A 24,860-nucleotide genomic window follows, 5' to 3' on the forward strand; every position below is an offset into this window, starting at 1 on the left:
TGTACTTAAAGGAGACTACACCTTCACGCCCGCCGCGCGGGCGGCGCAGGGTTTGGAAACTGTTTTTTAATTTGGTCTACCTACTTAGAAGAAGCGGATGAACGATACAGAAAACCTAAATCCGCCTGCGGTGCTGGCGGCAATCTTGGCAGACACGGCTGCACTCGATGTTCAGATGCTCTCGGAACCCCTGACGGGGGCCCTGCTGCGATCGCTTTGTGCCAGCAAACCGGGCGGGCGATTTCTGGAACTGGGCAAGGGCACGGGTGCGGCGACGGCCTGGATGCTGGACGGCATGGATGCCCAGTCTACGCTGTGGACGGTGGATTGCGAGGCAGGGCTGGTGGCGATCGCCCAGGCTCACCTTGCCGCCGATCCGCGCGTGTCTTTTTTCGTGCAAGACGGGGGGCAATTTCTAGAATCGCTGGCGCAGCAGGGCGAGTCCTTCGACCTGATCTTTGCCGACACCTGGCCTGGCAAATACACGCATCTGGATCTGGCGCTTTCGCTGGTGAAACCGGGCGGGCTGTACCTCATCGACGACATGCTGCCCCAGGCAAACTGGCCCGAGGGGCACGCCCCCAAGGTAGACGCGCTGATTGCTGACTTGGAACAGCGGAGCGAGTGGGCGATCGCCAAACTAGCCTGGGCCAGTGGTATCCTCCTGGCGACCCGCCGCTCGCGTTTGTCGGTCAATCCCTAGCGGTGTTGAGATAGAGCTTGAGATAGAGCTTACGCACTTGCGATTCGTTTTCTGAATTTTGGACGATTTCTCGCGGGGGCAGCCCATGAGGAGTCGCCCAACGGTGTAAGTCCTGTGCAAGTCAGGTATTTTTCAACTGCACAAAAACCGCGCCACGCTGGACTTTGGTATCGCTGCCGTAGCTGGTGATGGTCAGCGATCGCAGGTGGTCGAAAAACGGCTTGCCCGCCAGTTCTGCCAGCTTGAGGGCGGGGATGCGCTGCTCCAGCGGCTTGCGGACGCTCTCCCAGTCGAGATAGAGATAGCCATCGTTGTGGGGCGCGAGGGGGGTGATCGCCTCCTGAAACGATTGGTCAGTCCTCAGCGACTTCTGGGGATGCTTCAGAATTTCGTCCATCGCCTCGACCGAAGTCGTGAAAATTTCGTACTTATCGAGCATGGTGTGAGCGCCCTGCACATCGGCCTGGAGTTCTGCGCCCCGCCGTTTGCTGCTGGGCGAAAGCTGCGTCCAAGTGTAGACACGGCGATCTTCCAGAGTAATCGGGCCGACCGTGAGGCCGCGTCGTTGGGCGATCGCATTCAGCTTCTCGATCCCCGCAGCAGTTTCCGGCGATTTCTCTGCCACAAAGACCCACTCCGGGTCGCGGCCCGGCGGCGACACCAGCCCCAGCGCAAACTCCCGGTTTACCCAGGGCACGAGGTCTTCCTCAAAGGTCACGCCCCACCGATCTTCCAGAGCGGCGATCGGCTGCCCCAGCAGGGCCGACAGCACGCCATAGTCCTGCAAGCCTTCGGTCAGTTGCCCCCAAAGCTGGCTCAAGTCCGTCCCCGATGCGGAAAAAGGCGAAGCAGGGGGAATAAACTGCAACGCGCCGACGGGTTCCGTCAGGGCTGGCTTGTGAGCCGTCAGCGGTTGCCCCGGAGCCGCCAGCAGCGCCGTCTCTGCCAAAAGCCCCTGTCGCGCCAGTTCAATACCCGCCACCAGGCTCTCAAATTGGCGATTCTTGTCGCTGCTCAGCCTGCCCAGCGGACTCTGGCTGCCCAGCCACGCGCCCAATTGCGGCAGGTTCACAAACGTCAGCCCGATCTGGCGCTCTGGCAGGGCCGCCAGCGCATCCTGATATTTTTGGCTGCTTTTCAGGCTTAGATCTGGCGCTTGCACGTTGTTGATGGCATCGCGCAGAACTTTGGGATAGTTGGCAAACAATAGGAAGCGATCGCCCACCACTGCGCTAGCCAGCGTCGGGGTTGGCGTGCCTGTGTCTGCCAATGTCGCCCCTGGCCCCTGCTCGTAAATAACTTTGACACCGGAATATTGCTCAAATACCAAATTGCTGCCGGCGATCGCCCGCTTCTGCCAAAAAAGCTGCACAAACTCCTTCGCCTGCTGCGGGTTTTCGGTTTCCAGCGCCAGCAAATAGCCCGGCTGCTGTCCGTTGGCGGGGGTGCGGTCGATGTCGGGACTGGTGACCGCCAGCGTAATTTCGCTCCCCAGCCAGGGCTTAATATCCGCGTCGTAGCTTAGTCCACGACTGGTCAGCAGCGTCCGCTCTAGCGCCTCCAGTTCCTCCCGCGCTTTGCGGCGATCGCCCAGCGACGACACCGCCAGCCGAAATGCCCGCAGTTGCTCTGGTTTCACCAGCAGCGACACCATCGCCGGAGCCTGTTTAGGTACAAACATCGCCGCCTCCGGACTCGCAACTCGTCCCCCTTGCAGCAGCCGCAGCGGACTTTGCCCCACGAGCCAGTAAAAGCCTGCGATCGCCAGCAGCAGCAGCGTCAGCGCCACCGAACCCAGCGCCAGGTAAAACGAGCGAGCCTTCATGAACCCATACCAGCGAAAGTTTTGCCAAAAGTCATGCCAAAACTTAGTGTAGTACCGCAGGGGGATCGCGGATTGGCGAATCCTAGGAAAGTCGCCCCTGAACAGCTTTTCCCGCACAAAATCGCCACAATCTCTGTTGAACTCTCTCGTGAACTTGCCTAAATTCCAACCTTAACGCCAACCTCAACGCCAACCTCAATGACAGAATCAATGCCCCTTTCAGACAGCGCCAAACCCTCCAGTCCAGGCGATATTGGCGACGGCGATATGGCAAACATCGACATGGCAAATATTGACATCGCGAACATTGACACTACGGATGTTGACACCGCGGATGTTAACAGCACAAATGTTGACACCGCGAATGTTGACACCACAGATATTGCAGATATTGCGATTGACATTGCGATTGTCGGCGCTGGGTTATCCGGCCTCGTCTGCACCCAGCGCTTGCATCGGGCAGGCTATCAGGCTGTGGTTCTAGAAAAATCGCGGGGACTGGGCGGGCGCATGGCGACGCGGCGATTGCCCGACACCTGCGCCGACCACGGGCTGCGCTGGCTAGAAGCCCAGGGGCCCCAGTCGCAGCAGTTGATTCAGGCGATGCTGGGGCGTGGATTGGAGCCGTGGGCAGGGACGGTGTATCGCTGGCAGCCCGACGAGTTCATTCCCCTGCCTGCCACTCCCCGCTATGTGGCAGCCGACGGCATCACCGCTGTCGCAAAACAGCTAGGCGCGGGGCTGGAGATCTGCCGGGGGCAGCGGGTGGTGGCGATTTCTTCAGCATCCCAGGGCTGGGCACTGACCCTTGAGTCGCTAGCGGGCGATCGGCAAACGCTGTCTGCAAAAGCCTTGGTGATGGCAATCCCGGCTCCCCAGGCGCTCGATTTGCTGCAACCGCTCGGTTCCGTTCTGGAGGCAGACTTGCTAGGGGCGCTGGCTGCGGTGCAGTTTAATCCCTGCATCACGGCGATCGCCTGCTTTTCGGAGGCTGAGCGGGCGCTGTTTGAAGCGTTGCCCTGGGCGGCGGTGCAATGTCCCCCAGAGGCTCCCGTAGCCTGGATTTCGCAGGAAAGTTCTAAGGGGCGTAATCCTGATTGTCCCGCGCTGGTGGTTCAGAGCAGCGCTGCCTTTGCCGCAGCACACCTTGATGAGACTGACCTGACATCCGCAGGAACGGCGCTGCTGGACTATGCAAAAATGCACCTGCTGTCGGGACTGCCTGCGCCGCAGATCCTGCCCCAAGTCTTGCAAGTGCATCGCTGGCGATATGCAACCGTGCGATCGCCCTACTCCCAAACTTATCTGTCGGCATCCCAACCCGCGCCCTTGGTGCTGGCGGGCGACTGGTGTAGCTCCGACGAAACCCCGAACCCTGGCATTGAGCAGGCGCTAGAGTCCGGCATTGCGGCTGCCGACGCGATTAATGCCCTGCTAGACAGCCGCCCATTGCCAGGGGTGGACTATTCTGCGCCTTCTTCTGCGCCCGTACCGCTCCGGTTTTGATCGGTTTCTTCATCCATCTGAGATCCGCCAAAGCCCGGACGACGACGACCAAAGCGTCCGGTATTGGTGCGCTTGCGGAACTTGCGGGCATAGGCCTGGTTGCGGAGAGCTTTTTCTTTTTTCTGGTTGCGGCGCTTAGCCATTCTTGACCTCGTTTTGTAAGGATTGACTGAGTTCAGTGATCAGGAGCGGATTGTGAAAAAATCTGACCTGTGGGCGAATTCAGGCGCAGCGCAATGCAAAATAATAGCCCTTCTGCAATGCGCGATTCCTGAGATGCTAAATGCACAGAATCTCAATTTTATCATGCTTAGGAGTCAGGCAACCTCTGCAATGAGATGGTCGAGCGATCGCTGCATATGGCGCTGGACTTGTTTGTAGCAGGCATTGACATAGGCGCGATCGCCCGCTGCTTCTGCTCCATATCGCGGAAACCAGACAGGTTTGCACACCCGCGTATGAATCGTTATCGGGAGTGGCAGGTTTGGCAACGGCCCCAGCCCCACACCCCACGGCAGCCCCAGGTAAACCGGAAATACGCCCGGATTTACGCCATTAATCCAGGGAAATAGCCCCCACCGATGCAACTGTTCCACCAGCGGATAGGCATCACCCAGCACGATCAGCGTGTCGTGGGCCCCGTGAGAAATGACCGGGATAATCGGCAACTCGTAGCGCAGCGCCAGCTTGACAAACGCCTGGTTGTTGAACAAACAAATGCGATCGCGCAAATGATGGGGACGAAATAAATCCCGCACGCCGCCGGGATAGACCAATACACTGGCTCCCTGATCTAAAGCGGCGATCGCCATTTTGGGATGGGCCACCACTGCGCCCAGCTTTGCTGCCGATTCCGACAAAGATGGGTGCAGCTTCCACGCATTGGCATCCATCAGCCCATAGGCAGGACGCTCCACACCAAATCGCCGAAACCAGTCCAGCATCATCATGAACATATCGGGTGCTGCGAACCCGCCGTTGTGTGCCCCCACTATCAACACCTGCCCAGATGCAGGAATATGTTCCCAGCCAGAGGTCTGCACCCGAAAGTAATGGCGATAGGCCCACTCCCACCAGGGCAAACAGGCGCGAATAAAGCCGGGATCACGCCTGCTCAGACACCAGCCTGGAGAAGAGGGCGGCACGGGGTTTTTGTCGGACTCATCGGAGGTCGAGCCAGGATTGCGTTGGGGATGGGCGATCGCGTCGGTCAAACCTGCTTCAGTCGAACTAGCTTCAGTCGAACTAGCCTCAGTCGAACGAGCTTCAGTCGAACTAGTCGAGGTAATCGAGCGTTGGGACATACAACTGCCAGGGTGACTGCCAAAGTGCTAAGAAACGCCCGTCGCATAGTTTTCCAGAACACATCGCAGATGGGCCGAACTTCACCCTATCATTGCTGGCTGCATTATTGCTGGCTGCTAATGCCTATCGCCCGACTGCCCATAAAATCCGCCCATAAAATTAGCCCAAAAATCCGCCCAAAAATCCGCCCATAAAATCCGCCTAAACCCTCCCCAAGCGAAAAAGCGCCCCCCGCAGGAGGCGCTCAGAGACTAGCTAATCAGACAGACTCAGCAAAAGCTAAGCAGACGCTAAGCCACAGCCAGAATTAGCCATTGATTTGAGGCGCAACCAGAGCCACAGGAGCAGCTTCGCCAGCAGCCAAGTCGAGGGGGAAGTTGTGAGCGTTGCGCTCGTGCATCACTTCCATACCCAGGTTGGCGCGGTTCAGGATGTCTGCCCAGGTGTTCACCACGCGACCCTGAGAGTCGATGATGGACTGGTTGAAGTTGAACCCGTTCAGGTTGAATGCCATCGTGCTGATGCCCAGCGCCGTGAACCAGATGCCGATCACAGGCCATGCACCCAGGAAGAAGTGCAGCGAACGGCTGTTGTTGAAGCTGGCGTATTGGAAGATCAACCGACCAAAGTAGCCGTGGGCGGCGACGATGTTGTAGGTTTCTTCTTCTTGTCCAAACTTGTAGCCGTAGTTCTGCGATTCAACTTCGGTGGTCTCGCGCACCAGGGAGGAGGTCACCAATGAACCGTGCATGGCGGAGAACAGGGAGCCGCCGAACACGCCTGCTACGCCCAGCATGTGGAAGGGGTGCATCAGGATGTTGTGTTCTGCTTGGAACACGAACATGAAGTTGAAGGTGCCGCTGATGCCCAGGGGCATACCGTCGGAGAAGGAGCCTTGCCCAATGGGGTAGATCAGGAATACTGCGGTCGCAGCGGCTACGGGGGCGCTGTAGGCGACGCAGATCCAGGGACGCATTCCCAGGCGGTAGCTCAGTTCCCATTCACGGCCCATGTAGCAGAATACGCCGATCAGGAAGTGGAAGACGACGAGCTGGTAGGGACCGCCGTTGTACAGCCACTCATCTAGAGAGGCGGCTTCCCAGATGGGGTAGAAGTGCAGACCAATGGCGTTGCTGGAGGGTACCACTGCGCCGGTGATGATGTTGTTGCCGTACAGCAGGGAGCCTGCGACGGGTTCACGGATGCCGTCGATGTCCACGGGGGGAGCAGCGATGAAGGCGATGATGAAGCAAGCGGTGGCAGTCAGCAGGGTGGGGATCATCAGTACGCCGAACCAGCCTACGTACAGGCGGTTCTCGGTGCTGGTCACCCAGTTGCAAAACTGTTCCCATACGCTTGCACGTTCGGTGCGTTGTAGGGTCGTTGTCATTGCTAATGAGTCCGTAAAACTACAAGTGTGTCTGTAGAAAATGAAACGGCTAGGTTTGATTGCCTAACCTGTGTACAATCCTAAACTTTTGGTTGCGTTTTGTAAAGCAGATCTTGGATTTACTTAAGATTTCTAACGGCGAGGACGGGGCATCGCGCTTTTGTTAGGACGAATATGACGCAATATCAAGGGTTTCAAGAATCTGAGCGGGCGATCGCCCTCCATCTCGATCTGTTACAAACCTTCGTTACATTGTCTGGAAGCGCCTCAAACTGCCTGTCGCTGGCAGATCTACCGGGCGGCCGCGAGTTGATAGACTTTTGGATGAGCCGTGGTCGTCACTACGGGAGATAGCAAAAACTGGGCGTTTGGCGGATTTTGACCGTCTGCGCCAGATGAGAAACTTTTGGGAGGATTATGAACATTGCGGTGGTGGGCCTGAGTCATAAAACAGCCCCAGTAGAAGTTCGAGAAAAGCTGAGCATCCCCACGCCCCAAACCGAAGCGGCGATCGCCCAGCTTTGCAGCTATCCTCACGTCGAAGAGGTGGCCATCCTCAGCACCTGCAATCGGCTGGAAATCTACATCGTTGCCAGCGAAACCGATAACGGCATCCGCGAGGTCACTCAGTTTCTATCGGAATACGGCAAGGTTCCCCTGCAACATCTGCGCCAGCATTTGTTTGTGTTGCTGCACCAGGACGCGGTGATGCACCTGATGCGGGTGTCGTCGGGGCTGGATAGCCTGGTGCTGGGCGAGGGGCAGATTTTGTCGCAAGTGAAGCACACCCACAAGCTGGGGCAGCAGTTCAACGGCATTGGGCGTGTGCTGAACCATCTATTCAAAAAGTCGGTGGAGGCGGGCAAGCGCGTCCGCAGCGAAACCAGCATTGGTACAGGCGCGGTATCCATCAGTTCCGCCGCGGTTGAACTGGCGCAAATCAAAGCGCAAAACCTGGCCGCCAGCCGAGTTGCGATTCTGGGCGCAGGCAAAATGGCGCGACTGCTGGTGCAGCATCTGCTGTCCAAAGGGGCACATCGAATCGCCATTGTGAACCGTTCGCTGGCAGGCGCGGAAGAGTTGGCTAAGCAATTCCCCGATGCACACCTGCAACTGCATACGCTCGATCAAATGGGCGCAGTAATTGCCGACTCTGACATTGTGTTCACCAGCACGGCCGCCACAGAACCCCTGCTAGATCGCGCCAAGCTAGAAGCGATCGTGGAACCGGGCCAGCATTTGATGCTGTTCGACATTTCCGTGCCGCGCAATGTGGATTCAGATGTCAACGATTTGCCCCATGTCCATGTCTTTAATGTGGACGACCTGAAGGCAGTGGTGGCGCAAAATCAGGAAAGCCGCCGTCAGATGGCGCTGGAAGCCGAAGCGCTGCTGGATGAGGAGATTGAAGCCTTTAATAACTGGGTGCGATCGCTCGAAACCGTTTCCACCATCAAGTGCCTACAAGACAAGATGGAGAGCATCCGTACCCAGGAGCTTGAGAAGGCGCTGTCTCGCTTAGGCCCAGAGTTTGCCGACAAGCACCAGGGCATTATTGAGGCCTTGACTAAAGGGATTGTTAACAAAATCCTGCATGACCCGATGGTGCAACTGAGGGCGCAGCAAGACATTGAGGCGCGGCGGCGGGCCATGGAAACCCTCTGCACTCTGTTTAACCTGGAGTCGGAAGGGCAGTCGAGCCAGCAGTTTAGCTAAGCGCCTTTCACTGGGGCCAGTCGCCCGGAGTGCCGCCCAAGTTGCGGGCGATCGCCCGGGTGTTGGTCACCATCATGTCTACATAGCTCTCCGCGCCGCTGCCCGGCCCGCCAATGGAGTCGGCGTAGAGTTCTGTGTCTGCCAGGGGCACGCCTGCCTCCTCTGCAACGGTATTGATCAGCCGGGGATTAATCGCAGTCTCAGCAAAAATTGCGGGTACGTTTGCCGCTTTTACTGCGTCTGCCAGCCGTTGCAAGGTTTGGGCGCTGGGCTGTTCTTCAGTGCTGATGCCAATCAGCGTGCCCAGCACCGTCAGTCCGTAGGCTCTGGCGTAATACTGAAAGGCATCGTGCGTCGTCACAAGCTGGCGCTGGCTGGGCGGAATGGTCTGGATTTGCTGCGTGATCCAGCCGTCCAGCCGTTCCAGCGTGGCAACCAGATCGGCGGCATTTTGCGTAAAGGTGGCTGCGTCCTCCGGCGACAGGCGAATTAGCTCATCTCGAATCGCGTTCACCATTTGGATGGCATTTTTCGCGTCGCCCCAAACGTGCGGATCGGGTACGGTGCTGCCTTTTTCCGCTAGCTCCAGCGGGGGCACGACTTCGCCCACAGCGACCCTGCGACCCCGCACGCCGACCGACTCCGCCAGCCGGATCAGCCCCGGTTCTAAGTTATAGCCGTTGTATAAAATCAAGTCCGCGTCTTCTAGCCGCTGCGTGTCGAGGGGCACGGGTTCGTAAACATGGGGATCATCTCCGGGCTTGAGGATGCTGACCAGGGCGATCGCCTCGCCGCCGACCTGCTGCGTCAAATCTGCCAGGATCGTGTTAGTCGCCACAACGACTGGTTTTTCAGAATCCCCGGTTTGCACTGGGGGCGTGCGGCAACTGCTTGCCAGCCAGCCGAGGGCGATCGCCCCCAAAACGGTCACCGCTGCCCGCCGCCCCAGTGTCCAGGAAAAAATCTGCGTTCCAGGGTTTTGCATCACTCGCTACAGTGCTTTCATAGTCTTTTCATTTTTCACTCTACCCGATTTCATAATTGATTCATAATTTCGGGTATGATGATCCCAGAGGCTTTTCATAATTGCCTCATAATTTCGCGTCTAATACGGGATGTGCAGCTTTGCTGCTCTCTCTAACCCTTTTCCTTCTGGTGTGCCGAAGGCTTCAAGCCCTCTCCCGCTCTGGGATGGGGACTTCAAGCTTCTCTTGCTCCCCTTCTCCCGGCTTGGGCTACTGTGTGCAGACCTCTCGATGGTTTGCGTCAGGCTCCGAAAGATCCCCCTAAATCCCCCTTATTAAGGGGGACTTCCGAGCCAGTTCTCCCTGCTTCGCTTCTCCCGGCTTGGGCTACTGTGTGCAGACCTCTCGATGGTTTGCGTCAGGCTCCGAAAGATCCCCCTAAATCCCCCTTAATAAGGGGGACTTCCGAGCCAGTTCTCCCTGCTTCGGGTCACTCCGGGATCAGTTCCCCCCTTGTTCAAGGGGGGTTAAGGGGGGATCACAGCATCGCCGCTCAAGCCTAGAAGATTTTGTCGTATACAGTAGCCCGACTTAGGGAAAGGGTTCGGGGATGAGGGCAGATGGAAAATCGCACATCGCGTATTCATCCCTTTCAGGAATATTTGCCCAAATTGCCCAAATTACCCAAGTCTCTGAATCCCTCAAACTCCAACTCCTGACTCCTATGACTCGCCTCACCATCGACCATCTCACCGTGAACTACCGCGACACCCAGGCCTTGCGGAACATAAACCTGACGCTGGAATCGGGGCAACTGGTGGGCATCTTTGGCCCCAACGGCGCGGGCAAAAGTACGCTCATCAAAGCTGCGCTAGGGCTGATTCCGACGGTCACCGGGCGCGTGCTGTGGGGCGATTCGAGTAGCGATGCTTCTGGGAATCGCCCGCTCACCCACCAGCTCGATCGCGTCGCCTACGTGCCGCAGCGATCGCAGATTGACTGGAGCTTTCCGGCGACGGTGTGGGACGTGGTGATGATGGGCCGCACCCAAAAAACGGGCTGGTTTCAGCGCTATTCTGCGGTTAGCCGCCGCATTGCTGCCGCTGCACTGGAGCGCGTGGGCATGGCCGCCTATGGCGATCGCCGAATTGGGTCTCTTTCTGGCGGGCAACAGCAGCGCGTGTTTCTGGCGAGAGCGCTGGCCCAAGAAGCCGACCTGTTTTGCTTCGATGAACCCTTTGTCGGCGTAGATCAAACGACGGAAGCAGTGCTGTTCCGCATCTTTGGCGAACTTGCGGCCGACGGTAAGCTTGTCCTGGTGGTCAACCACGACCTGGGCGAATCGATCGCAAACTTTGACCAACTCGTCTTGCTCAACCGTGACCTGATCGCCGCCGGCCCGCGATCGCACGTCCTCACGCCCGAAAACATGCGCCGCGCCTACGGAACCTCGGTTCAGTTCTTCTCGCAAGCCGCATAATTGGCCCCTTAATCGTGTGCTGCATCTGCCTTGCGATCCCGATGTTACACACGAGCTACCGTTACGCACGAGCGATTGATGCGTCTTCACTCCTAAACCCCTTTCATCTGACCCCTTTCATCTGACCCCTTTCATCTGACCCCTTTCAAATGTGGGATCTCCTGCTCGACCCGCTCAGCTATAGCTTTATGCAGCGATCGCTCTTGGTGGCGGTCATCGTTGGGGTCATTTGCTCGGTGGTGGGCAGCTACCTGATGGTACAGCGGCTGTCGCTGCTGGGCGATGCCATTAGCCACTCGCTGCTGCCCGGATTGGCGATCGCCTTTTGGCTGGGCATCAATATCTATGTGGGTGCGTTTGTGGCGGGGGTGCTGAGTACGGTGCTGATTGCCTGGATTCATCGGCGATCGCCCATCAAAGAAGACGCAGCGATGGGAATCGTCCTATCGTCCTTTTTTGCGCTCGGCATCACGCTGATTACGCTAATCCAAAAAGAAAACAAGATTGACTTAAACCATTTTCTATTTGGCAATATTCTCAGCGTTACGCCAGGAGAAGTCCGCGACACAGCCCTGATAGCCGTGCTGGTGCTGGCCTGCGTGGTGCTGCTTTACAAAGAGCTACTGTTCTACAGCTTTGACCCCCTGGGGGCACAGGCAGCAGGACTGCCCGTTAACTTGCTTAACCTAGGGCTGATGCTGCTGATCGCGCTGACGGTGGTGGCCAGCATGAAGGCCGTCGGCGTAGTGCTGGTGTTGGCGCTGCTGATCACGCCAGGGGCGACGGCCTATCTCCTCGTACCGCGATTTCATCAGGTCATGGGGCTGGGCGCTCTGCTGGGAGTGGTTTCCAGCATCAGCGGCATGTACCTCAGCTACTATTTCAACCTGCCCTCTGGCCCGGCGATTGTGCTGGTGGCCTCGGTGCTGTTTTTCCTGGCGCTGCTATTTAGCCCCAGCCAGGGCATTTTCACCCGGCCGCGAACGGGGACAGAGGGCGAGTCGGGCCTGTGGCGTGAGATAAAAGCACTGTGGAGTGGGCTAAAGTCTCGATAATTAGCAACCTCGATAATTAGCAGCCTCGATAATTAGCAGCAATAGTTATCAGTACGCCTGTTCATCCAGTTCGGGCAACTGACTCCTGGCTTTCAGCCCAAACCGCAGATCCAGTCTAGAAAATTGGTGAAAATGGGTGCTGCGGATCGGTTTCTCCCAAGACAGTTTTGAAAAGTGTCTGGTTGGATAAAATCTGCTGCATCAGGCCTCTTACGATGCTGTTCAAGAACCTGAATCGTAAATCTGAATCGTAAGGAGAGAACAGCAATGACGAAGGCAAAGGATTTGATGGTTTCCCCCACGCACAGTTCTGCCTGGGTGGTTCAAACGTGGGCAGCATTTATCATCTCGCTGGGAGCGACGAGTCTGGGGATTTGCTACTTACCTGTCAATGGCTGGGTGAAGGCCTACTTTGGCATGGGGTTGGCCTTTACGGTCGGGTCTACCATCAGCCTGTCGAAAACGACCCGCGATATTCACGAAGCGCAAAAACTGGCGGCACGGGTCGATGAGGCACGGGTAGAGCGGCTGCTGGCGGAGCATCATCCGCTGAAATAGTCTGTCAGGAACCGTCTGCTCGGTGAAAGGCAAACTGGGTGAAAGGCAACCCACAAGTGCAAAGCCCGGAGCGAGGCGAAGGGGTCTTGCTCCGGGCTAGATTTTTGTCTTGATGGGCAATTTCGATGATTCGCGGATTATTCGCAAACTATTCGCGGATTATTCGCGGCCAATTCCGATAATCCAGGTGCCGATGTAGCGACGGAGGGGCACGTCTCCGGTTGCTCGAACCAGCGCGTTGAAATAGAACGTGCCGCCGTTTCGGGGATTTCGCACGTTTGACAGAACAATCTCGACGCGGGAACCCGCCGGAACTGGCTCGGTGGGGTAAATCGTAATTTCACGAGTTTCGCGATTCCAGATCACTTCGTTCAGCGGAACCGAGTTTCCTCTCACCCGCAGTTCAATCCGATTCTCGTCGAACGTGCCCTGGTAGGTATCGGGATAGGTCACCGTAAACTCGTACACGTCTGAGCGCATCTTTTGGCGAGAAATCCGCAGGCGGTATCGATCCGTCTGAAAAGGTCTGCCGTTAAAGTCCAACCGATAGTTCAGTTGATTTTCACGCTCTACACCGCTGAAAATCACCAGGCCCGGCAGTCCTTGAGCGTGAACCACAGGAGCTAGTCCCGCTGCTACACATCCAGACACCGCCACTGCCGAAAGCATTCGGAGAATTGAGGACTTAGACACCATAGCTCTGCGTTTGAGTAACATGATTTCTCGAACCATCACTAAACTTTACCGTTTAATGCTCCTCTCAGGATACACTACGCCTCTCGGATTCCGAGGCGGAGGCATCAGGATGCAGGGCATCAGGCAGTGTGGACGAACCAGTTCCTAAAAAGTGCCCTGGCAAAGGAGGCTCGTTTTTCTAGGGAAAATGCGTCTTTAGGAGGGGTTTAGGAGGGTTTAGGGTATGCTTTGGGCGATCGCCCTCGACCGACTTCCTAAATATGTTTAATCCAGATATGTTCAAATATTTCAAAAAATATTTCAAAACACATCCAGATGTTTACATTCTTTCCAGAACCCGTGGAGTTTTTATAGGCTAGAGGGTGAGTGCTTCTTGGCGCTTGTGTTTGGGTTGATGATTTGAGTAATCACAAACTGAGTAATCACAAACATTGAGTCATTCTCATGAGGGGAAAATTTCATCGTTCATAAGCGATCCATAAATTAACCTGAAGATGAGCCAGTTCTAGTTCAGAAGCTTGTAGGATTCAAGTTGAAGCTTGGTGGGTTGCGAGTCAGTAAGTTTTAGGGCACTAGACTCATTGCAAAACCCTGAAAGTGCTAGTTGCCAAACTGCTAGTTGAAGGGTGCCAATCGAAAGTCCCCAATCGAAAGGTGCCCGTTTGTGGATATAAGGTCGGTGCAGTCCTGATTAAGTGCTGCCAAGCTGTTCGGAGTGGCGCAGCACAATTTCAGGAAGTTGAGCATAAGGGATTGAGGCGATCCAAGCTATCTGTGCAGCGTTATCTGTGCAGTGTTTGCGAACTGTATGGTTTGTGTGGGTTGCGATGTTGCTGGTGGACTTTGCGTCCCAAGCTTTAAGTCATGCTTTCAGTCTTGAAGTCTAGATTAGAAACCAGTCATTAAAATTACAGAATTTCATTCTGAAAATTTCATTCTGAAAATTGCAGTCTGATTGCACGGAGGGATTGCGTCTGAGTTTTTAATTCAGCGCATTTTTTGTGAGGTTTTCAGAATAAACAGCGGTCACTGAATCGTGTCATCCAGGAGAATGAATGAAGATAGCAGTTGCAAAGGAAATTGAAGTTGGAGAACGTCGAGTTGCGCTTGTGCCCGATGTGGTTGGGAAACTGGTGAAACAGGGCTTGGAAGTGTGGGTCGAAGCGGGAGCAGGCGACCTATCTCATTTTTCTGATGCAGCCTATGAGTCTGCCGGAGCGCAGGTTTTGAACGATGGGGCGCGGCTGTGGGGCGAAGCAGACGTGGTGCTGAAGGTGAGTCCGCCGCGAGAGCGAGAAGATGGACAATCCGAAATCGACCGTCTGCGTTCGGGTGCAGTGCTGATTAGCTTTTTGAACCCGCTGGGGGAGCCGTCCCGCATTCAGCAGCTTGCTGAGCGAGGGGTTACAGCAATCAGTATGGAGATGATCCCCCGCACAAGCCGCGCCCAGAGTATGGATGCGCTGTCGTCCCAGGCGGGTGTGGCGGGTTATCAGGCGGCGCTGCTGGGTGCGGCGGCGCTACCCAAGTTTTTCCCGATGCTGACGACGGCGGCGGGGACGATTCCACCCGCGAAGGTGTTTGTGATGGGGGCGGGCGTAGCAGGTTTGCAGGCGATCGCCACCTGTCGCCGTCTGGGTGCTGTGGTAGAAGCCTTCGACATTCGTCCAGCGGTGAAGGAAGAAGTGCAAAGCCTGGGGGCAAAGTTCGTTGAGGTGAATCTGGAAGAGGATACCGTGGCCGAGGGCGGCTATGCCAAGGAGATTTCGGAGGCGGCCAAAGCGCGATCGCGCCAGGTCATCACCGAACACGTTAAACAAGCTGATGTGATTATCACCACGGCTCAAGTGCCGGGCAAAGCTGCACCCATCCTGCTGACCGAGGAAATGGTCGCCCAGATGAAACCCGGCTCCGTAGTGGTCGATCTGGCCGCCGAGCAGGGCGGCAACTGCGCCTGCACCGAACCGGGCAAAGACGTGGTGAAAAACGGCGTGACCATTATGGGCCCGATTAACCTGCCGTCGTCACTGCCCATTCACGCTAGCCAGATGTATGCCAAAAACCTCACTTCGCTGCTGCAACTGATGGTGAAGGACGGCGAACTGGCGCTCAACTTTGAGGACGATATCATCGCCAGCGCCTGCGTTGCCCACGGGGGTGAGATTCGCAATGAGCGCGTGAAGGCAGCGCTGGCGGCAGCGTGTGAAGGCGTAAGGGGATGAGGGGGGAGGGGACGGCAGAAAGAAGAAAGAAGAACGAAAAACGAAAAACGAAAAACGAAAAACGAAAAACGGAACCTCTTCCCTCTTCGTTCTTCCCTCTTCGTTCTTCGCTCTTATTTCTTCCCTCTTCTCTCGCTCTGAAGATTTTTTAATACGGGAGAAAAACATGGCAGACAGTCTCATTATTGGACTGGTGGTGTTTGTGTTGGCTTCGTTTGTCGGGTTTGAAGTGATTAATAAAGTGCCGCCGACGCTGCACACGCCGCTGATGTCGGGTTCCAACGCGATTTCTGGCATTGCGGTGGTGGGGGCGCTGCTGGTGGCGGGCAGTGGCAACGGAACGGTGACGACGGTGCTGGGGGTGGTGGCGATCGCCCTGGCCACCGTCAACGTGGTCGGCGGATTTCTGGTGACCGACCGGATGCTGCAAATGTTCAAGAAAAAAGAGGCACGGAGCTAATGAACAACACCCTCGATAGCTTATTGCTCAATGGCATCCAGCTTGCTTATTTAGCTGCCGCCTCGCTGTTTATTGTGGGTTTGAAACAACTGGGATCGCCCGCCACAGCCCGACGGGGGAATGTGCTGGCGGCGGTGGGGATGCTGGTGGCGATCGCCGCCACGCTGCTAGATCGCGGCATTATCGACTACACGCTGATTGCAGTGGGCATCCTGATCGGCTCGGCCGTGGGCGTGGTGATGGCGCAGAAGGTAGAAATGACCGCCATGCCCCAGATGGTGGGCTTGCTCAACGGACTAGGCGGTGGCGCATCGACCCTAGTGGCGATCGCAGAATTTTGGCGACTGATGGGCACAGGCGAGGCGCTGCCTCTGGGAAGCGTGCTGACGATTATCCTCAGCGTCTTTATCGGCGGCATCACGCTCACGGGCAGTTTGGTCGCTTTTGCCAAGCTGCAAGAGTTGCTGAGCGGCGTGCCGATTATCTTTCCGCTCCAGCGGTTTGTCAGTATTGGACTCATCGGTCTGTTTTTGGTGGGTAGCGTGCTGCTGATTGCAGAACCGAACGATCCCACCATCTTTTTGGTGCTGGTCGCCATTTCGCTGATTCTGGGCGTGCTGTTTGCAATTCCCATCGGCGGTGCAGATATGCCCGTGGCAATCTCGCTGTTGAACTCCTTTTCGGGGCTGGCCGCCAGCGCGGCTGGGTTCGTCTTGTCCAACAACATGCTGATCATCTCTGGCGCACTGGTGGGCGCGTCGGGGATCATCCTGACGCAGATTATGTGCAAAGCGATGAACCGATCGCTGCCCAACGTCCTCTTCAGTGCCTTTAGCAAGGCAAAGGAAAAAGCGGCGGGTGGTGCAGCAGGGGCGATCGCCGACAAGACGGTTCACTCGGTCGATACCGAAGAAGCGGCGATGATGCTGGGCTATGCACGGTCGGTCGTCATCGTTCCTGGCTATGGCATGGCGGTGGCCCAGGCGCAGCACGCCGTTCGGGAACTGGCTGACCAGCTAGAGCGGCTGGGCGTGGATGTAAAATATGCCATTCACCCCGTTGCCGGACGGATGCCCGGTCACATGAACGTGCTGCTGGCAGAGGCCAATGTGCCCTATCCCCAGCTTTACGACATGGACGCGATCAACCCTGAATTCGAGCATACCGACGTGGCCCTGGTGATCGGCGCAAACGACGTGGTGAACCCTGCCGCTGCCCACGACACGGAAAGCCCAATTTACGGAATGCCGATTTTGGAAGTGGAAAAGGCAAACCACACCATCGTGATCAAACGCGGCATGAATAAAGGGTTCGCGGGTGTCGAAAACGAACTGTTTTATCAAGACAAAACGCTAATGCTGTTTGGCGGCGCAAAGGATGTCGTGACGCAACTCGTTGCTGGGGTAAAGGAACTCTAGTTAGGGCTGTAGGGCTAGGGACTCAGGTCTTGAAAAGTAGAGAGTGGCGATGTTTTAGCCTGTCGCCCTTGGCTTTTGTCTTGAATCACTCAACCCAGTGTGGGAAGCTGAACCACGGCTCTCCCACATTTTTATTTGCTCTATAACTACTTTCTTGCGCTACAACCTTTTTGCTCTATAACTGCTGCTAGCCAGCCCAATTGCCTCGATGCCCTTTAGCCTTGATCGGTTTTACAACGCGCTTCCGGCGATCGCCCATGCCAACGTTTCCAGTCCCCCAGACCTAGCGGGGCTGAGCGTCCAGGTCTACGAGGTGCTGGATTCTACTAACCGGGCCGCTTGGGCGCATCTGGCCCAGCATCCCGCAGATGAGGTCGTGGTCATTGCCGAACAGCAGCGGGCAGGGCGGGGACAGTGGGGGCGGCAGTGGCAGTCGCATCCGGGTGGCTTGTATCTGTCCTGGGGCTTTCGTCCGTCGCTGCGGGCAGAACACGCGCCCCAGATTACCCTGTGGAGCGCTTGGGGTGTGGCGATCGCCCTGCGCCAGACGGGTGTACCCGTGCAGCTTAAGTGGCTGAATGACTTGGTGGTGTTGGGTTGCAAGCTGGGGGGCGTGCTGACGGAAACGCGGGTGCAGCAGGGGCACATTAGGCAGGCTGTGGTGGGCGTGGGGCTGAATTGGGCGAATCCTGTACCGGAACCGGGTATTAATCTGAACACGCTGCAAGACCAGGGATATGCGCTGAAAATTGCGTCCCTAGAAGACCTGGGGGCGATCGCCCTGCAAGGGCTGCGGTTAGGATACGCATCCTGGCAGCAGCGTGGCATCGAGGCACTGCGAATAGAATACGAAGCGCTACTGAGCAACTGCGGGCAGACAATTACCCTGGTGGGGGATGCTGAAACCCCTGGCGAAACTGTAGAAATCGTAGGGATTGGCTTAGACGGGCAACTGCGCGTCCGGGTGAACCATGCCTCTGGGCTTTCAGAGCGTCTGTTGCCCCCTGGCAGCATTCAGTTGGGCTATCCAGCGGGAACTTGTTCTGAAGGCTGACGGTCTAAGGCGGCGGGGCGATTCCCGCAGGGATCGCTTTGCGAATCGTCCGACTTGTCCTGAGCAATTGCTCTGGCGGGTGAAGAATCTCCAGGATGCCGTGGCTTTGGCGGTCTTCAGCGGTGATTCGCACCGTTTATCAGATAAATGTTCATTAGAAAAGTGGGCAACCTGTATAGGCGGCACTGGGAAATTACATAGATGAAATTACATAGATTTCGCTGTGGGAATTGGCGGCGTGAAGCAATCTGAAGCTGGGTCAGGCAATACGCAGGAATTCTGGCACTCCCAGCCGTCTGTAAAGCATCCCGACGACAGCCATGCCGCTCTGCTCTATGTTAGGAAAGGACAATATTGGTTTCCTTGATACGAAATTTATATGAATTGATGAAGTCGTCATCAAGCTCGGTTTTACTTCCATGAGGATCACGGATTGTTGGTTAGGATTGTTTACGAAGTCGTGCAGAGAACCACAGGTTTAGACTGCTGAGCGTCGCCCTAGCGCACCACGGCGCAAAAATTGGCGGAAACTGCTGATTTCTCAAGGCTTGTTTTGTCAGGACTCGGTTGGCGCGGAATCGGCAGAATCATTTGTCAGGACTCGCATTTGTCAGGACTCGTTTGTTAGGAATGGTGATGACTCAGAATCGGAACACTACCTCTGCAAAGAACTCTTCCGCGAAAGTGGATAGCGTGCGCCACTCCCTGTCGGTGGTTTTAGGACTGAGCATTCTGGGCAGCACCGGAATCTTGCCAAGCGCAGTGGCGATCGCCCAAACGGCAGACAGTGCCGATGAGGTTCCCAGCGCCCAAGAGTTGCTCTCGCCGCCCCCGCCCCCGGCTTCACCAGAGTCCGCCTCGCCCGCCCGCGTTCCCCGGCTGAATCGAGAAACGCCCGCGCCCCAGTCTCCGGTTGCCCAGCCTGCGCCGCTGCCCCAGCCCGTGGTTGAGCGCCCCGCGCCAGAGCGATCGCCCGCCCCGGTTCTGCCCCGCGCCACTGGCACAAGCGATGCTAGCAGCGAATCGCCCGTTAGCGCCGAGAGTCGGCCTGCGGCGAACCAGCCCTCCCTCAATCCACAGGATTACACCAACGTTTACATCGACGACACGCCGCAATACGACCTTGGTTCGACCCGCAGTGGACAAGCGCCCGTCGTCCTCTCGGAGCGGTCTACGGGCTGCCAGGTCGTGCTGCAACCCGGCGCAGGCGTACCCAACAGTGTGTGCGCTCCTGGCGTGGGTGCAAGCGGGGTCACAACTGTCCAAATTGACCCAGAGACGGGCAAACCGATTGCGGGCACAGAGGCGATCGCCCCTGGGAGTGTCCCTGGAACCGTGGCAGCCAGTGCCCCCACGGGCGGCGGTCGTGCCCTCAGCCTGTCGGTTGCCTCGCTGCAATCCTTCTACAACCGCACGATTCGTCCCCTGGCGCTGCGCGGCAATGGCAACACCAGCCTGATGTTCCCGTTGTCTATTCCTGCCGCCATTTCCTCAGCCTTTGGCTGGCGGGTGCATCCGGTCACAGGAGATGCACGCTTCCACTACGGCACCGACCTGGCCGCCCCAACGGGAACTCCGGTGCTGGCTGCCTTTTCGGGGCGCGTGGAAACGGCTGACTACCTACGCGGCTACGGCCTGACGGTTGTGCTGAATCACAACAACGGTCGTGAGCAGACGCTCTACGCCCACATGTCGGAACTCTTCGTCCGGGCGGGGCAAACGGTCGAGCAGGGCGAAGTGATTGGCCGGGTTGGCAGCACGGGCCTATCCACCGGGCCGCATCTCCACTTCGAGTTCCGCGAGCTGACCCCGCAGGGCTGGGTGGCGCTGGATGCGGGCCAGGTGCTGCAAGCGGCGCTGAATAACTTGTTTAACGGCGTTCAGCTTGCTCTGGCGGCTCCGGCAACCAAGGTTGAAAAGTCGGAGTCCGAATTTTCGGTAAAGGGACTCCAGGATTTTGGCAAGCTGGCGGAACGGGCCACGCCCCAGGTTGAGGCCGCAGCGGCATCCAATGCACCTGAGGATCAGGCAGCGTTGCCGACTGTTACCGTTCCCAAGCAAGCGCCGGGAGCAGAATAGCTCCTCTTAGGCAGCTAAGTGGTGCAGTTAAGGGTTACGAAGGGGGCCTGTTGGCTAATACCCCCAGGCCTTGCTATGTCCGCTGAACTATAAATACTCGTGGCTGAGGAAAGGGAGCGGAACCAGGGTTCCTACTACGTTACCCGCTTGCACTGTCCCTAACCCTGCCTCGATTGCCTTCGTGCGGATGTAGGCCAGCCCCAGTGCCCCCGACTCGGTTTCTACCACGCTAGTCACATGCCCCACTTTATCTTCGCCGGAGGTTAGCACCGTCTCCTGCGGTGCGGCGGCACTGAATTGTACGCCCCATAATTGCTGCTTGACCCCGCGATAGGTGTGCAGGCGGGCAATGGTTTCCTGCCCGATGTAGCAGCCTTTATTCAGCGAAATGGTGTGCCAAAGTCCTGCTTCTAGCGGGTTGTAGTCTTCCGTCAGTTCGCGGTCGGGCATCGGCCGTCCCTGCTCGATTCGCAGTCGCTCCCAGGCAGCCGCTTCTATCTGCGTCGCGCCTGCCGCCTGTAGCGCAGCCCGGAGAGGCTCTGCTGCTGCGACTGGAGCCATGAGCGTGTAGCCTGGTAGCCCCAGCCCGCTGCCTACCGCCACCCGCACTTCTGCCCCTGCGATGGGATAGAGAGCATGGCTACCGTAGGGCTGTCCCGCGCGATCGCCCGCTCCCAGCGCGTCAATCAGGCGATCGCTCTCTGGGCCAATCAGCACCAGTGCGGTAGTCTCTGCGGTCACGTCCGCCAGCTTCACCTTGTCAGCAAAGAAAATAAACCGATCTAGCCAATCCATCAAAAACTCGCGGCGGGTAGGCGACACCAGCAGCAGCACGGAATCATCTTGCACGTAGGCTGTTGCCAGATCGATTGTCCGCCCCGTCGAGGTGACAAACACGGTATCGCAGCCCTCTCCCGGCTGGCGGGTCTGGAAGGTGTTTGTCGTCTGATTGTGCAAAAATCGCAGGCGATCGCCATCCGACACCACAATGCGCCCCCACTCCGAGGCATCGTATACTACGACACTGTTGCGGGCTGCCGTCACTTGGTCGCCAATTGAAAGCTGAGTCGAATCAAACCCCGCACTCATTCCCAACCCCATCCTGTCTAACGTTTACTCAATCCTCTGTTTACTCAATACTCTAAGTTGGAATTTGGCCGGTCGGAATTCTGGAATTCTGCGGCTGCGCTGACCCCTTGCTCCCTGACCGCTAGAGCTATAGAACCAGTCCTAAATCCTTGCCCCTTGTTCCCTTACAATAAATTGCAATGCTTCAAAATGCGATCGCCCATGACTCATTCGACCGACCTCACCGCCCTGGCCCGCTGGATGGCTGCCGACTTTAGCAACCAGGAACAAGCCTTCGAGAACCCGCCCTTTTTTGCCCATATCCGGGTCTGTATGCGGCCGCTGCCCGTGGAACTGCTGTCGGGCATTAGCCTGTTTGTGGAGCAAGCCTACGACTATGCGCTAAACGATCCCTATCGGCTGCGGGTGCTGAAGCTAGTGAACGCAGGCGACCATATCGAGATTGAAAACTACACCGTCAAGGACGAGACAGAGTTTTACGGTGCATCTCGCGACCTGACTCAGTTGAGCAAGCTGACGGGCGATCGCCTAGAAAAACTACCAGGCTGCAACATGATTGTGGAATGGACAGGGCACAGCTTTCGCGGCAAGGTGGAACCTGGCAAAGGCTGCATGGTGACTCGTCGTGGCAAGGAAACCTATCTAGACAGCGAGTTTGAAATCGACGACCAAATCTTTATCAGCCTCGACCGGGGCCGCGATCCCGAAACAGACGAGCATATCTGGGGTTCCGTCGCGGGGCCGTTTCACTTTGTGCGCTGGGCTAGCTTCGCGGATGAGATCCGCGCCTAGATCGCGATTCCAATCACGCTTCCAATCGTGCTTTCGGCGGCCGCGATTGCGCCAAAGCTGCAACTTGCGCTGACAAGGCCGGCAGGTGAGCCGCTTGAACCCCGGTGTGAAACTTGGGATGGGAGGCGATCGCCGCTACGATAGCTTCTAGATCGGCGTTGCCTGCCCGCGCTCCTAGCCCATTCACCGAACATTCCACCTGGCGCACGCCGACCGCCAGGGCCGCCAGGGAGTTTTCGTCCGCCAGCCCCAGGTCATTGTGACAGTGAACCGCCAGCGTTGCCTGGTCAATGTTCGGAACGCGATCGCCCACAGATTTGACCAGCGCGACAAACTCAGATGTCCTTGCCACTCCCATACTGTCGGGAATCGTGATGATGCTGGCTCCGCTGCAAATGGCCGTTTCCACCGCGCGACACACCACGTCGAGAGGGCAGCGCGTCGCGTCAAACGCAGACCATTCCACCTCTTCGCAATAGCGTCTGGCTAGAGACACCCCCTGCCGAATAGCGGCGATCGCCTCTGACTCAGCCCTCGCCGACGGGACGCGAATCGGCGTGAATACATTGATCCGGCTCCGCTCAGCGGGTTCCAATGCTGCCGCCACCGCCTCAATTTCTTCCGGCTGACTGCTGGCAAGTCCGCAAATCGTTGCCTGCTTGATCTGGGCTGCCACCTCCAGCAGGTCGTCCCTATCTTTGCGAAACGCGCCCGGATAGCCCACTTCGATCACGTCTACACCCGCCGCCTCCAGCATCAGCGCCAGTTGCAGCTTTTGAGCAAGGGTAAATTTTTGCGTCAGCGCCAGTTCACCGTCGCGCAGCGTCGTGTCAAAGATGGTAACTTGAACCGCTTCATCTGGCTGCCTCATCGCTCTACGCTCCCTTCCGCCAAGTATTCCACCAAATATCGGGTAAACGCCACGCCGCCAAAATCCACCGCTTCAGTGTCGTATAGACGGAAGCCGAATTTCTGAAACAGCCCCAGGCTAAACTCGCTGGCTTCTGCATAAAGCCGCGTGACAGGTTTCGCGGCTGCGTCGTTCAAAAGCGCTTGCAGCAGCATAGACCCGATACCCTGATGGAGGCGATCGCCCCGCACATAGGTCGAGCGAATGTGGCCATTGGTCTCGATACCTGCAAATCCCACAATTCCGGTTTCATCAGTCGCCACATAGGTCGTCGCGTCAAATATAAAGTGGCGAAAGAGGTCCAGATTTTCGGCAAAGGATGCCCAAGTCTGCATTTGAACGAGGCTGTAATGCTGCGGCCCGTGCTGCAAGACGGTGTGCTGATACAGCGCCGCCAGTTCAGCCAGATCTGATTCTTCAGCGAGTCGAATATTCATAGTCCCTATCCCGCCGCTTCCACTCCCTGAACTTTGCCCATCTCATCTCTTTAAGGGTCGCGAAACCTGCAAAAGATTTTTTCACGATGCTGATTTTATGCGTTATCCTAGACAAGGCACAAATTTCTAACACAGCTTGCAGATTGTCTTTGAAAGTTCTGTCTGCAACTTGCTAGACAGCTTGTGTTGATTGGTTTATAATTTGAAATTGTCGCCAAAATCGGGCCGTGCGTGTTTGCGAGTGCCTTCCCGGCAGGAATAGTGCCCGGAAGCCCTTACGGATACTGGGTGGTTGATCTGCTCAAGTCCCGGCGACTCAGGCAGAAGCCATTTATTTGAGCTAGTGAGTCTGTCTGCAAGATTGTAGAGCATCTGTGAATCTGTGTGCCTTTGGGCTGACAGCAGATTGACTTTGTTCGGCAAAAACAGGTTGGTGTCTTATGAAGTTTGCGAGGCAAGTTTTGTCTGGCACCCTTGCAGCGTGTAAATAGGGAGACGATTAACCGTGTCTGTTGGAATTCTTGGCACCAAACTGGGGATGACCCAGGTTTTTGATGAGGCAGGGAAGGCTATTCCCGTAACCGTCGTCCAGGCTGGCCCCTGCACAGTCACGCAAATTAAAACAGCAGAGGTGGATGGCTACAGTGCTGTCCAAGTTGGCTTTGGCGAGGTTACCGAAAAGGCGTTGAACAAGCCTGAACTCGGACACCTCAAAAAAGCTGAAGCGTCTCCCCTCCGCCACTTAAAGGAATATCGCCTCGACAGCCCTGCTGATTATCAGTTAGGGCAGCAGTTGACGGCGGATATCTTTACGCCAGGGCAACAGGTGGACGTAATTGGAACGAGCATCGGACGCGGCTTTGCGGGCTACCAAAAGCGCCACAACTTCAAGCGGGGGCCGATGGCTCACGGTTCCAAGAACCACCGTCTTCCCGGTTCTACGGGCGCGGGCACTACGCCGGGTCGCGTTTATCCTGGCAAGCGCATGGCAGGTCGTCTGGGTGGCACGAGAACCACGATCAAGAAGCTGACAATTGTGCGGGTGGATGGCGATCGCAACTTGCTCCTGATCAAGGGGGCAATCCCTGGAAAGCCCGGTGCCTTGGTCAATATTGTTCCTGCCAAGCAGGTCGGAAAAGCAAACTAAGAATTTGCTGAGCGTTTAGATTTTGCGATTTTGGTGATTGGAGCAGTGAGCCA

General features: G+C 56.9%; 24 protein-coding genes. 14 read left to right on the forward strand and 10 right to left on the reverse strand.

The features are described from left to right. Nucleotides 1–97: 97 nt before the first annotated feature. The gene (locus HNI00_RS06900; protein ID WP_316791888.1) at nucleotides 98–703 is read left to right on the forward strand and encodes an O-methyltransferase; all 606 of its coding nucleotides are present in this window, start codon (nucleotides 98–100) and stop codon (nucleotides 701–703) included. 121 nt (nucleotides 704–824) lie between these two features. Here the strand turns inward: HNI00_RS06900 and HNI00_RS06905 are convergent, their stop codons facing one another. Then, nucleotides 825–2,528 (reverse strand): DUF3352 domain-containing protein, encoded by a 1,704-nt coding sequence (locus HNI00_RS06905; protein ID WP_316791890.1) that lies wholly within the window; start codon nucleotides 2,526–2,528, stop codon nucleotides 825–827. Nucleotides 2,529–2,738: 210 nt separating this feature from the next. Between HNI00_RS06905 and HNI00_RS06910 the strand changes: the two genes are divergently transcribed. Then, the gene (locus HNI00_RS06910) at nucleotides 2,739–4,034 is read left to right on the forward strand and encodes an NAD(P)/FAD-dependent oxidoreductase (RefSeq protein WP_316791892.1); all 1,296 of its coding nucleotides are present in this window, start codon (nucleotides 2,739–2,741) and stop codon (nucleotides 4,032–4,034) included. Here the strand turns inward: HNI00_RS06910 and HNI00_RS06915 are convergent. From HNI00_RS06915 to psbA, 3 genes are all read right to left on the reverse strand, one after another. Beyond that, nucleotides 3,992–4,177, reverse strand: a complete 186-nt coding sequence (locus tag HNI00_RS06915) for a hypothetical protein (RefSeq protein WP_172358459.1) — start codon at nucleotides 4,175–4,177, stop codon at nucleotides 3,992–3,994. The two genes, HNI00_RS06910 and HNI00_RS06915, sit on opposite strands and share 43 nt — an antisense overlap. A 174-nt stretch (nucleotides 4,178–4,351) precedes the next feature. Next, nucleotides 4,352–5,338, reverse strand: coding sequence for a lysophospholipid acyltransferase family protein (locus HNI00_RS06920; RefSeq protein ID WP_316791897.1), 987 nt, complete (start codon nucleotides 5,336–5,338; stop codon nucleotides 4,352–4,354). A gap of 308 nt (nucleotides 5,339–5,646) precedes the next feature. Next, nucleotides 5,647–6,729 carry a photosystem II q(b) protein gene (gene psbA / locus HNI00_RS06925; protein ID WP_068510112.1) on the reverse strand — a complete coding sequence of 361 codons (1,083 nt, stop codon included), beginning with the start codon at nucleotides 6,727–6,729 and terminating at the stop codon, nucleotides 5,647–5,649. Nucleotides 6,730–6,903: 174 nt separating this feature from the next. Between psbA and HNI00_RS06930 the strand changes: the two genes are divergently transcribed. Then, nucleotides 6,904–7,083, forward strand: a complete 180-nt coding sequence (locus HNI00_RS06930; protein WP_297076231.1) for a hypothetical protein — start codon at nucleotides 6,904–6,906, stop codon at nucleotides 7,081–7,083. 63 nt (nucleotides 7,084–7,146) lie between these two features. Next, nucleotides 7,147–8,445: a glutamyl-tRNA reductase gene (locus tag HNI00_RS06935; RefSeq protein WP_316791903.1), complete on the forward strand. Its 1,299-nt coding sequence runs from the start codon at nucleotides 7,147–7,149 to the stop codon at nucleotides 8,443–8,445. 7 nt (nucleotides 8,446–8,452) lie between these two features. Here HNI00_RS06935 and HNI00_RS06940 read toward each other — a convergent pair whose 3' ends face one another. Beyond that, nucleotides 8,453–9,430, reverse strand: coding sequence for a metal ABC transporter solute-binding protein, Zn/Mn family (locus HNI00_RS06940; protein ID WP_316791905.1), 978 nt, complete (start codon nucleotides 9,428–9,430; stop codon nucleotides 8,453–8,455). 704 nt (nucleotides 9,431–10,134) lie between these two features. Here HNI00_RS06940 and HNI00_RS06945 point away from each other — a divergent pair. From HNI00_RS06945 to HNI00_RS06955, 3 genes are all read left to right on the forward strand, one after another. Further along, nucleotides 10,135–10,890, forward strand: a complete 756-nt coding sequence (locus HNI00_RS06945; RefSeq protein WP_316791907.1) for a metal ABC transporter ATP-binding protein — start codon at nucleotides 10,135–10,137, stop codon at nucleotides 10,888–10,890. Nucleotides 10,891–11,039: 149 nt separating this feature from the next. After that, complete coding sequence (locus tag HNI00_RS06950; protein ID WP_316791909.1) at nucleotides 11,040–11,945, forward strand: metal ABC transporter permease; 906 nt, start codon at nucleotides 11,040–11,042, stop codon at nucleotides 11,943–11,945. A 267-nt stretch (nucleotides 11,946–12,212) separates the two neighbouring features. Then, entirely contained in the window at nucleotides 12,213–12,503 is a 291-nt protein-coding gene (locus tag HNI00_RS06955; protein ID WP_172358454.1) for a YiaA/YiaB family inner membrane protein, read from the forward strand. A 159-nt stretch (nucleotides 12,504–12,662) separates the two neighbouring features. On the opposite strand, the gene HNI00_RS06960 is transcribed toward HNI00_RS06955, so the two are convergent. Beyond that, nucleotides 12,663–13,199 carry a DUF2808 domain-containing protein gene (locus HNI00_RS06960; protein ID WP_084782448.1) on the reverse strand — a complete coding sequence of 179 codons (537 nt, stop codon included), beginning with the start codon at nucleotides 13,197–13,199 and terminating at the stop codon, nucleotides 12,663–12,665. A 1,055-nt stretch (nucleotides 13,200–14,254) separates the two neighbouring features. Between HNI00_RS06960 and HNI00_RS06965 the strand changes: the two genes are divergently transcribed. The 4 genes from HNI00_RS06965 (at nucleotide 14,255) to HNI00_RS06980 (ending at nucleotide 18,353) form a co-directional block, all read left to right on the forward strand. Continuing rightward, a complete protein-coding gene (locus HNI00_RS06965) occupies nucleotides 14,255–15,421 on the forward strand; it encodes a Re/Si-specific NAD(P)(+) transhydrogenase subunit alpha (protein ID WP_316791913.1) in 1,167 nt (388 codons plus the stop codon). 166 nt (nucleotides 15,422–15,587) lie between these two features. Further along, entirely contained in the window at nucleotides 15,588–15,881 is a 294-nt protein-coding gene (locus HNI00_RS06970; RefSeq protein ID WP_172358451.1) for an NAD(P) transhydrogenase subunit alpha part 2, read from the forward strand. Next, nucleotides 15,881–17,299, forward strand: coding sequence for an NAD(P)(+) transhydrogenase (Re/Si-specific) subunit beta (locus HNI00_RS06975; protein ID WP_316791918.1), 1,419 nt, complete (start codon nucleotides 15,881–15,883; stop codon nucleotides 17,297–17,299). The genes HNI00_RS06970 and HNI00_RS06975 overlap by 1 nt, the downstream gene beginning before the upstream one ends. 208 nt (nucleotides 17,300–17,507) lie before the next feature. Then, on the forward strand, nucleotides 17,508–18,353 hold the full coding sequence (locus HNI00_RS06980) for a biotin--[acetyl-CoA-carboxylase] ligase (protein ID WP_316791920.1): 846 nt from the start codon (nucleotides 17,508–17,510) through the stop codon (nucleotides 18,351–18,353). A 4-nt stretch (nucleotides 18,354–18,357) separates the two neighbouring features. Here the strand turns inward: HNI00_RS06980 and HNI00_RS06985 are convergent, their stop codons facing one another. Further along, nucleotides 18,358–18,486, reverse strand: a complete 129-nt coding sequence (locus HNI00_RS06985) for a hypothetical protein (RefSeq protein WP_316791923.1) — start codon at nucleotides 18,484–18,486, stop codon at nucleotides 18,358–18,360. A gap of 503 nt (nucleotides 18,487–18,989) precedes the next feature. Between HNI00_RS06985 and HNI00_RS06990 the strand changes: the two genes are divergently transcribed. Beyond that, entirely contained in the window at nucleotides 18,990–20,432 is a 1,443-nt protein-coding gene (locus HNI00_RS06990) for a peptidoglycan DD-metalloendopeptidase family protein (protein WP_316791926.1), read from the forward strand. Between the two features lie 87 nt (nucleotides 20,433–20,519). On the opposite strand, the gene ygfZ is transcribed toward HNI00_RS06990, so the two are convergent. Continuing rightward, a complete protein-coding gene (ygfZ, locus tag HNI00_RS06995) occupies nucleotides 20,520–21,521 on the reverse strand; it encodes a CAF17-like 4Fe-4S cluster assembly/insertion protein YgfZ (RefSeq protein ID WP_316791927.1) in 1,002 nt (333 codons plus the stop codon). A gap of 201 nt (nucleotides 21,522–21,722) precedes the next feature. Between ygfZ and HNI00_RS07000 the strand changes: the two genes are divergently transcribed. Continuing rightward, on the forward strand, nucleotides 21,723–22,313 hold the full coding sequence (locus HNI00_RS07000) for a chromophore lyase CpcT/CpeT (protein WP_172358445.1): 591 nt from the start codon (nucleotides 21,723–21,725) through the stop codon (nucleotides 22,311–22,313). Between the two features lie 13 nt (nucleotides 22,314–22,326). Here the strand turns inward: HNI00_RS07000 and HNI00_RS07005 are convergent, their stop codons facing one another. Both HNI00_RS07005 and HNI00_RS07010 read right to left on the reverse strand, forming a co-directional pair. Continuing rightward, a complete protein-coding gene (locus HNI00_RS07005; RefSeq protein WP_316791929.1) occupies nucleotides 22,327–23,184 on the reverse strand; it encodes a beta/alpha barrel domain-containing protein in 858 nt (285 codons plus the stop codon). Next, on the reverse strand, nucleotides 23,181–23,660 hold the full coding sequence (locus HNI00_RS07010; RefSeq protein WP_316791931.1) for a GNAT family N-acetyltransferase: 480 nt from the start codon (nucleotides 23,658–23,660) through the stop codon (nucleotides 23,181–23,183). The genes HNI00_RS07005 and HNI00_RS07010 overlap by 4 nt, the downstream gene beginning before the upstream one ends. Before the next feature lie 505 nt (nucleotides 23,661–24,165). Here HNI00_RS07010 and rplC point away from each other — a divergent pair. Then, nucleotides 24,166–24,807: a 50S ribosomal protein L3 gene (rplC, locus tag HNI00_RS07015; RefSeq protein ID WP_297083292.1), complete on the forward strand. Its 642-nt coding sequence runs from the start codon at nucleotides 24,166–24,168 to the stop codon at nucleotides 24,805–24,807. The last annotated feature ends 53 nt before the right edge of the window (nucleotides 24,808–24,860 follow it).

The sequence above is a fragment of the Thermoleptolyngbya oregonensis NK1-22 genome (genome assembly GCF_032705245.1).
GTDB lineage: Bacteria > Cyanobacteriota > Cyanobacteriia > Elainellales > Elainellaceae > Thermoleptolyngbya > Thermoleptolyngbya sichuanensis.

Excerpts from the sequence above, each read along its gene's own strand:
- HNI00_RS06900 (WP_316791888.1), top strand. The coding sequence starts at position 98 with ATGAACGATACAGAAAACCTAAATCCGCCTGCGGTGCTGGCGGCAATC.
- HNI00_RS06905 (WP_316791890.1), bottom strand. The coding sequence starts at position 2,528 with ATGAAGGCTCGCTCGTTTTACCTGGCGCTGGGTTCGGTGGCGCTGACG.
- HNI00_RS06910 (WP_316791892.1), top strand. The coding sequence starts at position 2,739 with ATGCCCCTTTCAGACAGCGCCAAACCCTCCAGTCCAGGCGATATTGGC.
- HNI00_RS06915 (WP_172358459.1), bottom strand. The coding sequence starts at position 4,177 with ATGGCTAAGCGCCGCAACCAGAAAAAAGAAAAAGCTCTCCGCAACCAG.
- HNI00_RS06920 (WP_316791897.1), bottom strand. The coding sequence starts at position 5,338 with ATGTCCCAACGCTCGATTACCTCGACTAGTTCGACTGAAGCTCGTTCG.
- psbA (WP_068510112.1), bottom strand. The coding sequence starts at position 6,729 with ATGACAACGACCCTACAACGCACCGAACGTGCAAGCGTATGGGAACAG.
- HNI00_RS06930 (WP_297076231.1), top strand. The coding sequence starts at position 6,904 with ATGACGCAATATCAAGGGTTTCAAGAATCTGAGCGGGCGATCGCCCTC.
- HNI00_RS06935 (WP_316791903.1), top strand. The coding sequence starts at position 7,147 with ATGAACATTGCGGTGGTGGGCCTGAGTCATAAAACAGCCCCAGTAGAA.
- HNI00_RS06940 (WP_316791905.1), bottom strand. The coding sequence starts at position 9,430 with ATGCAAAACCCTGGAACGCAGATTTTTTCCTGGACACTGGGGCGGCGG.
- HNI00_RS06945 (WP_316791907.1), top strand. The coding sequence starts at position 10,135 with ATGACTCGCCTCACCATCGACCATCTCACCGTGAACTACCGCGACACC.
- HNI00_RS06950 (WP_316791909.1), top strand. The coding sequence starts at position 11,040 with ATGTGGGATCTCCTGCTCGACCCGCTCAGCTATAGCTTTATGCAGCGA.
- HNI00_RS06955 (WP_172358454.1), top strand. The coding sequence starts at position 12,213 with ATGACGAAGGCAAAGGATTTGATGGTTTCCCCCACGCACAGTTCTGCC.
- HNI00_RS06960 (WP_084782448.1), bottom strand. The coding sequence starts at position 13,199 with ATGGTGTCTAAGTCCTCAATTCTCCGAATGCTTTCGGCAGTGGCGGTG.
- HNI00_RS06965 (WP_316791913.1), top strand. The coding sequence starts at position 14,255 with ATGAAGATAGCAGTTGCAAAGGAAATTGAAGTTGGAGAACGTCGAGTT.
- HNI00_RS06970 (WP_172358451.1), top strand. The coding sequence starts at position 15,588 with ATGGCAGACAGTCTCATTATTGGACTGGTGGTGTTTGTGTTGGCTTCG.
- HNI00_RS06975 (WP_316791918.1), top strand. The coding sequence starts at position 15,881 with ATGAACAACACCCTCGATAGCTTATTGCTCAATGGCATCCAGCTTGCT.
- HNI00_RS06980 (WP_316791920.1), top strand. The coding sequence starts at position 17,508 with ATGCCCTTTAGCCTTGATCGGTTTTACAACGCGCTTCCGGCGATCGCC.
- HNI00_RS06990 (WP_316791926.1), top strand. The coding sequence starts at position 18,990 with ATGACTCAGAATCGGAACACTACCTCTGCAAAGAACTCTTCCGCGAAA.
- ygfZ (WP_316791927.1), bottom strand. The coding sequence starts at position 21,521 with ATGAGTGCGGGGTTTGATTCGACTCAGCTTTCAATTGGCGACCAAGTG.
- HNI00_RS07000 (WP_172358445.1), top strand. The coding sequence starts at position 21,723 with ATGACTCATTCGACCGACCTCACCGCCCTGGCCCGCTGGATGGCTGCC.
- HNI00_RS07005 (WP_316791929.1), bottom strand. The coding sequence starts at position 23,184 with ATGAGGCAGCCAGATGAAGCGGTTCAAGTTACCATCTTTGACACGACG.
- HNI00_RS07010 (WP_316791931.1), bottom strand. The coding sequence starts at position 23,660 with ATGAATATTCGACTCGCTGAAGAATCAGATCTGGCTGAACTGGCGGCG.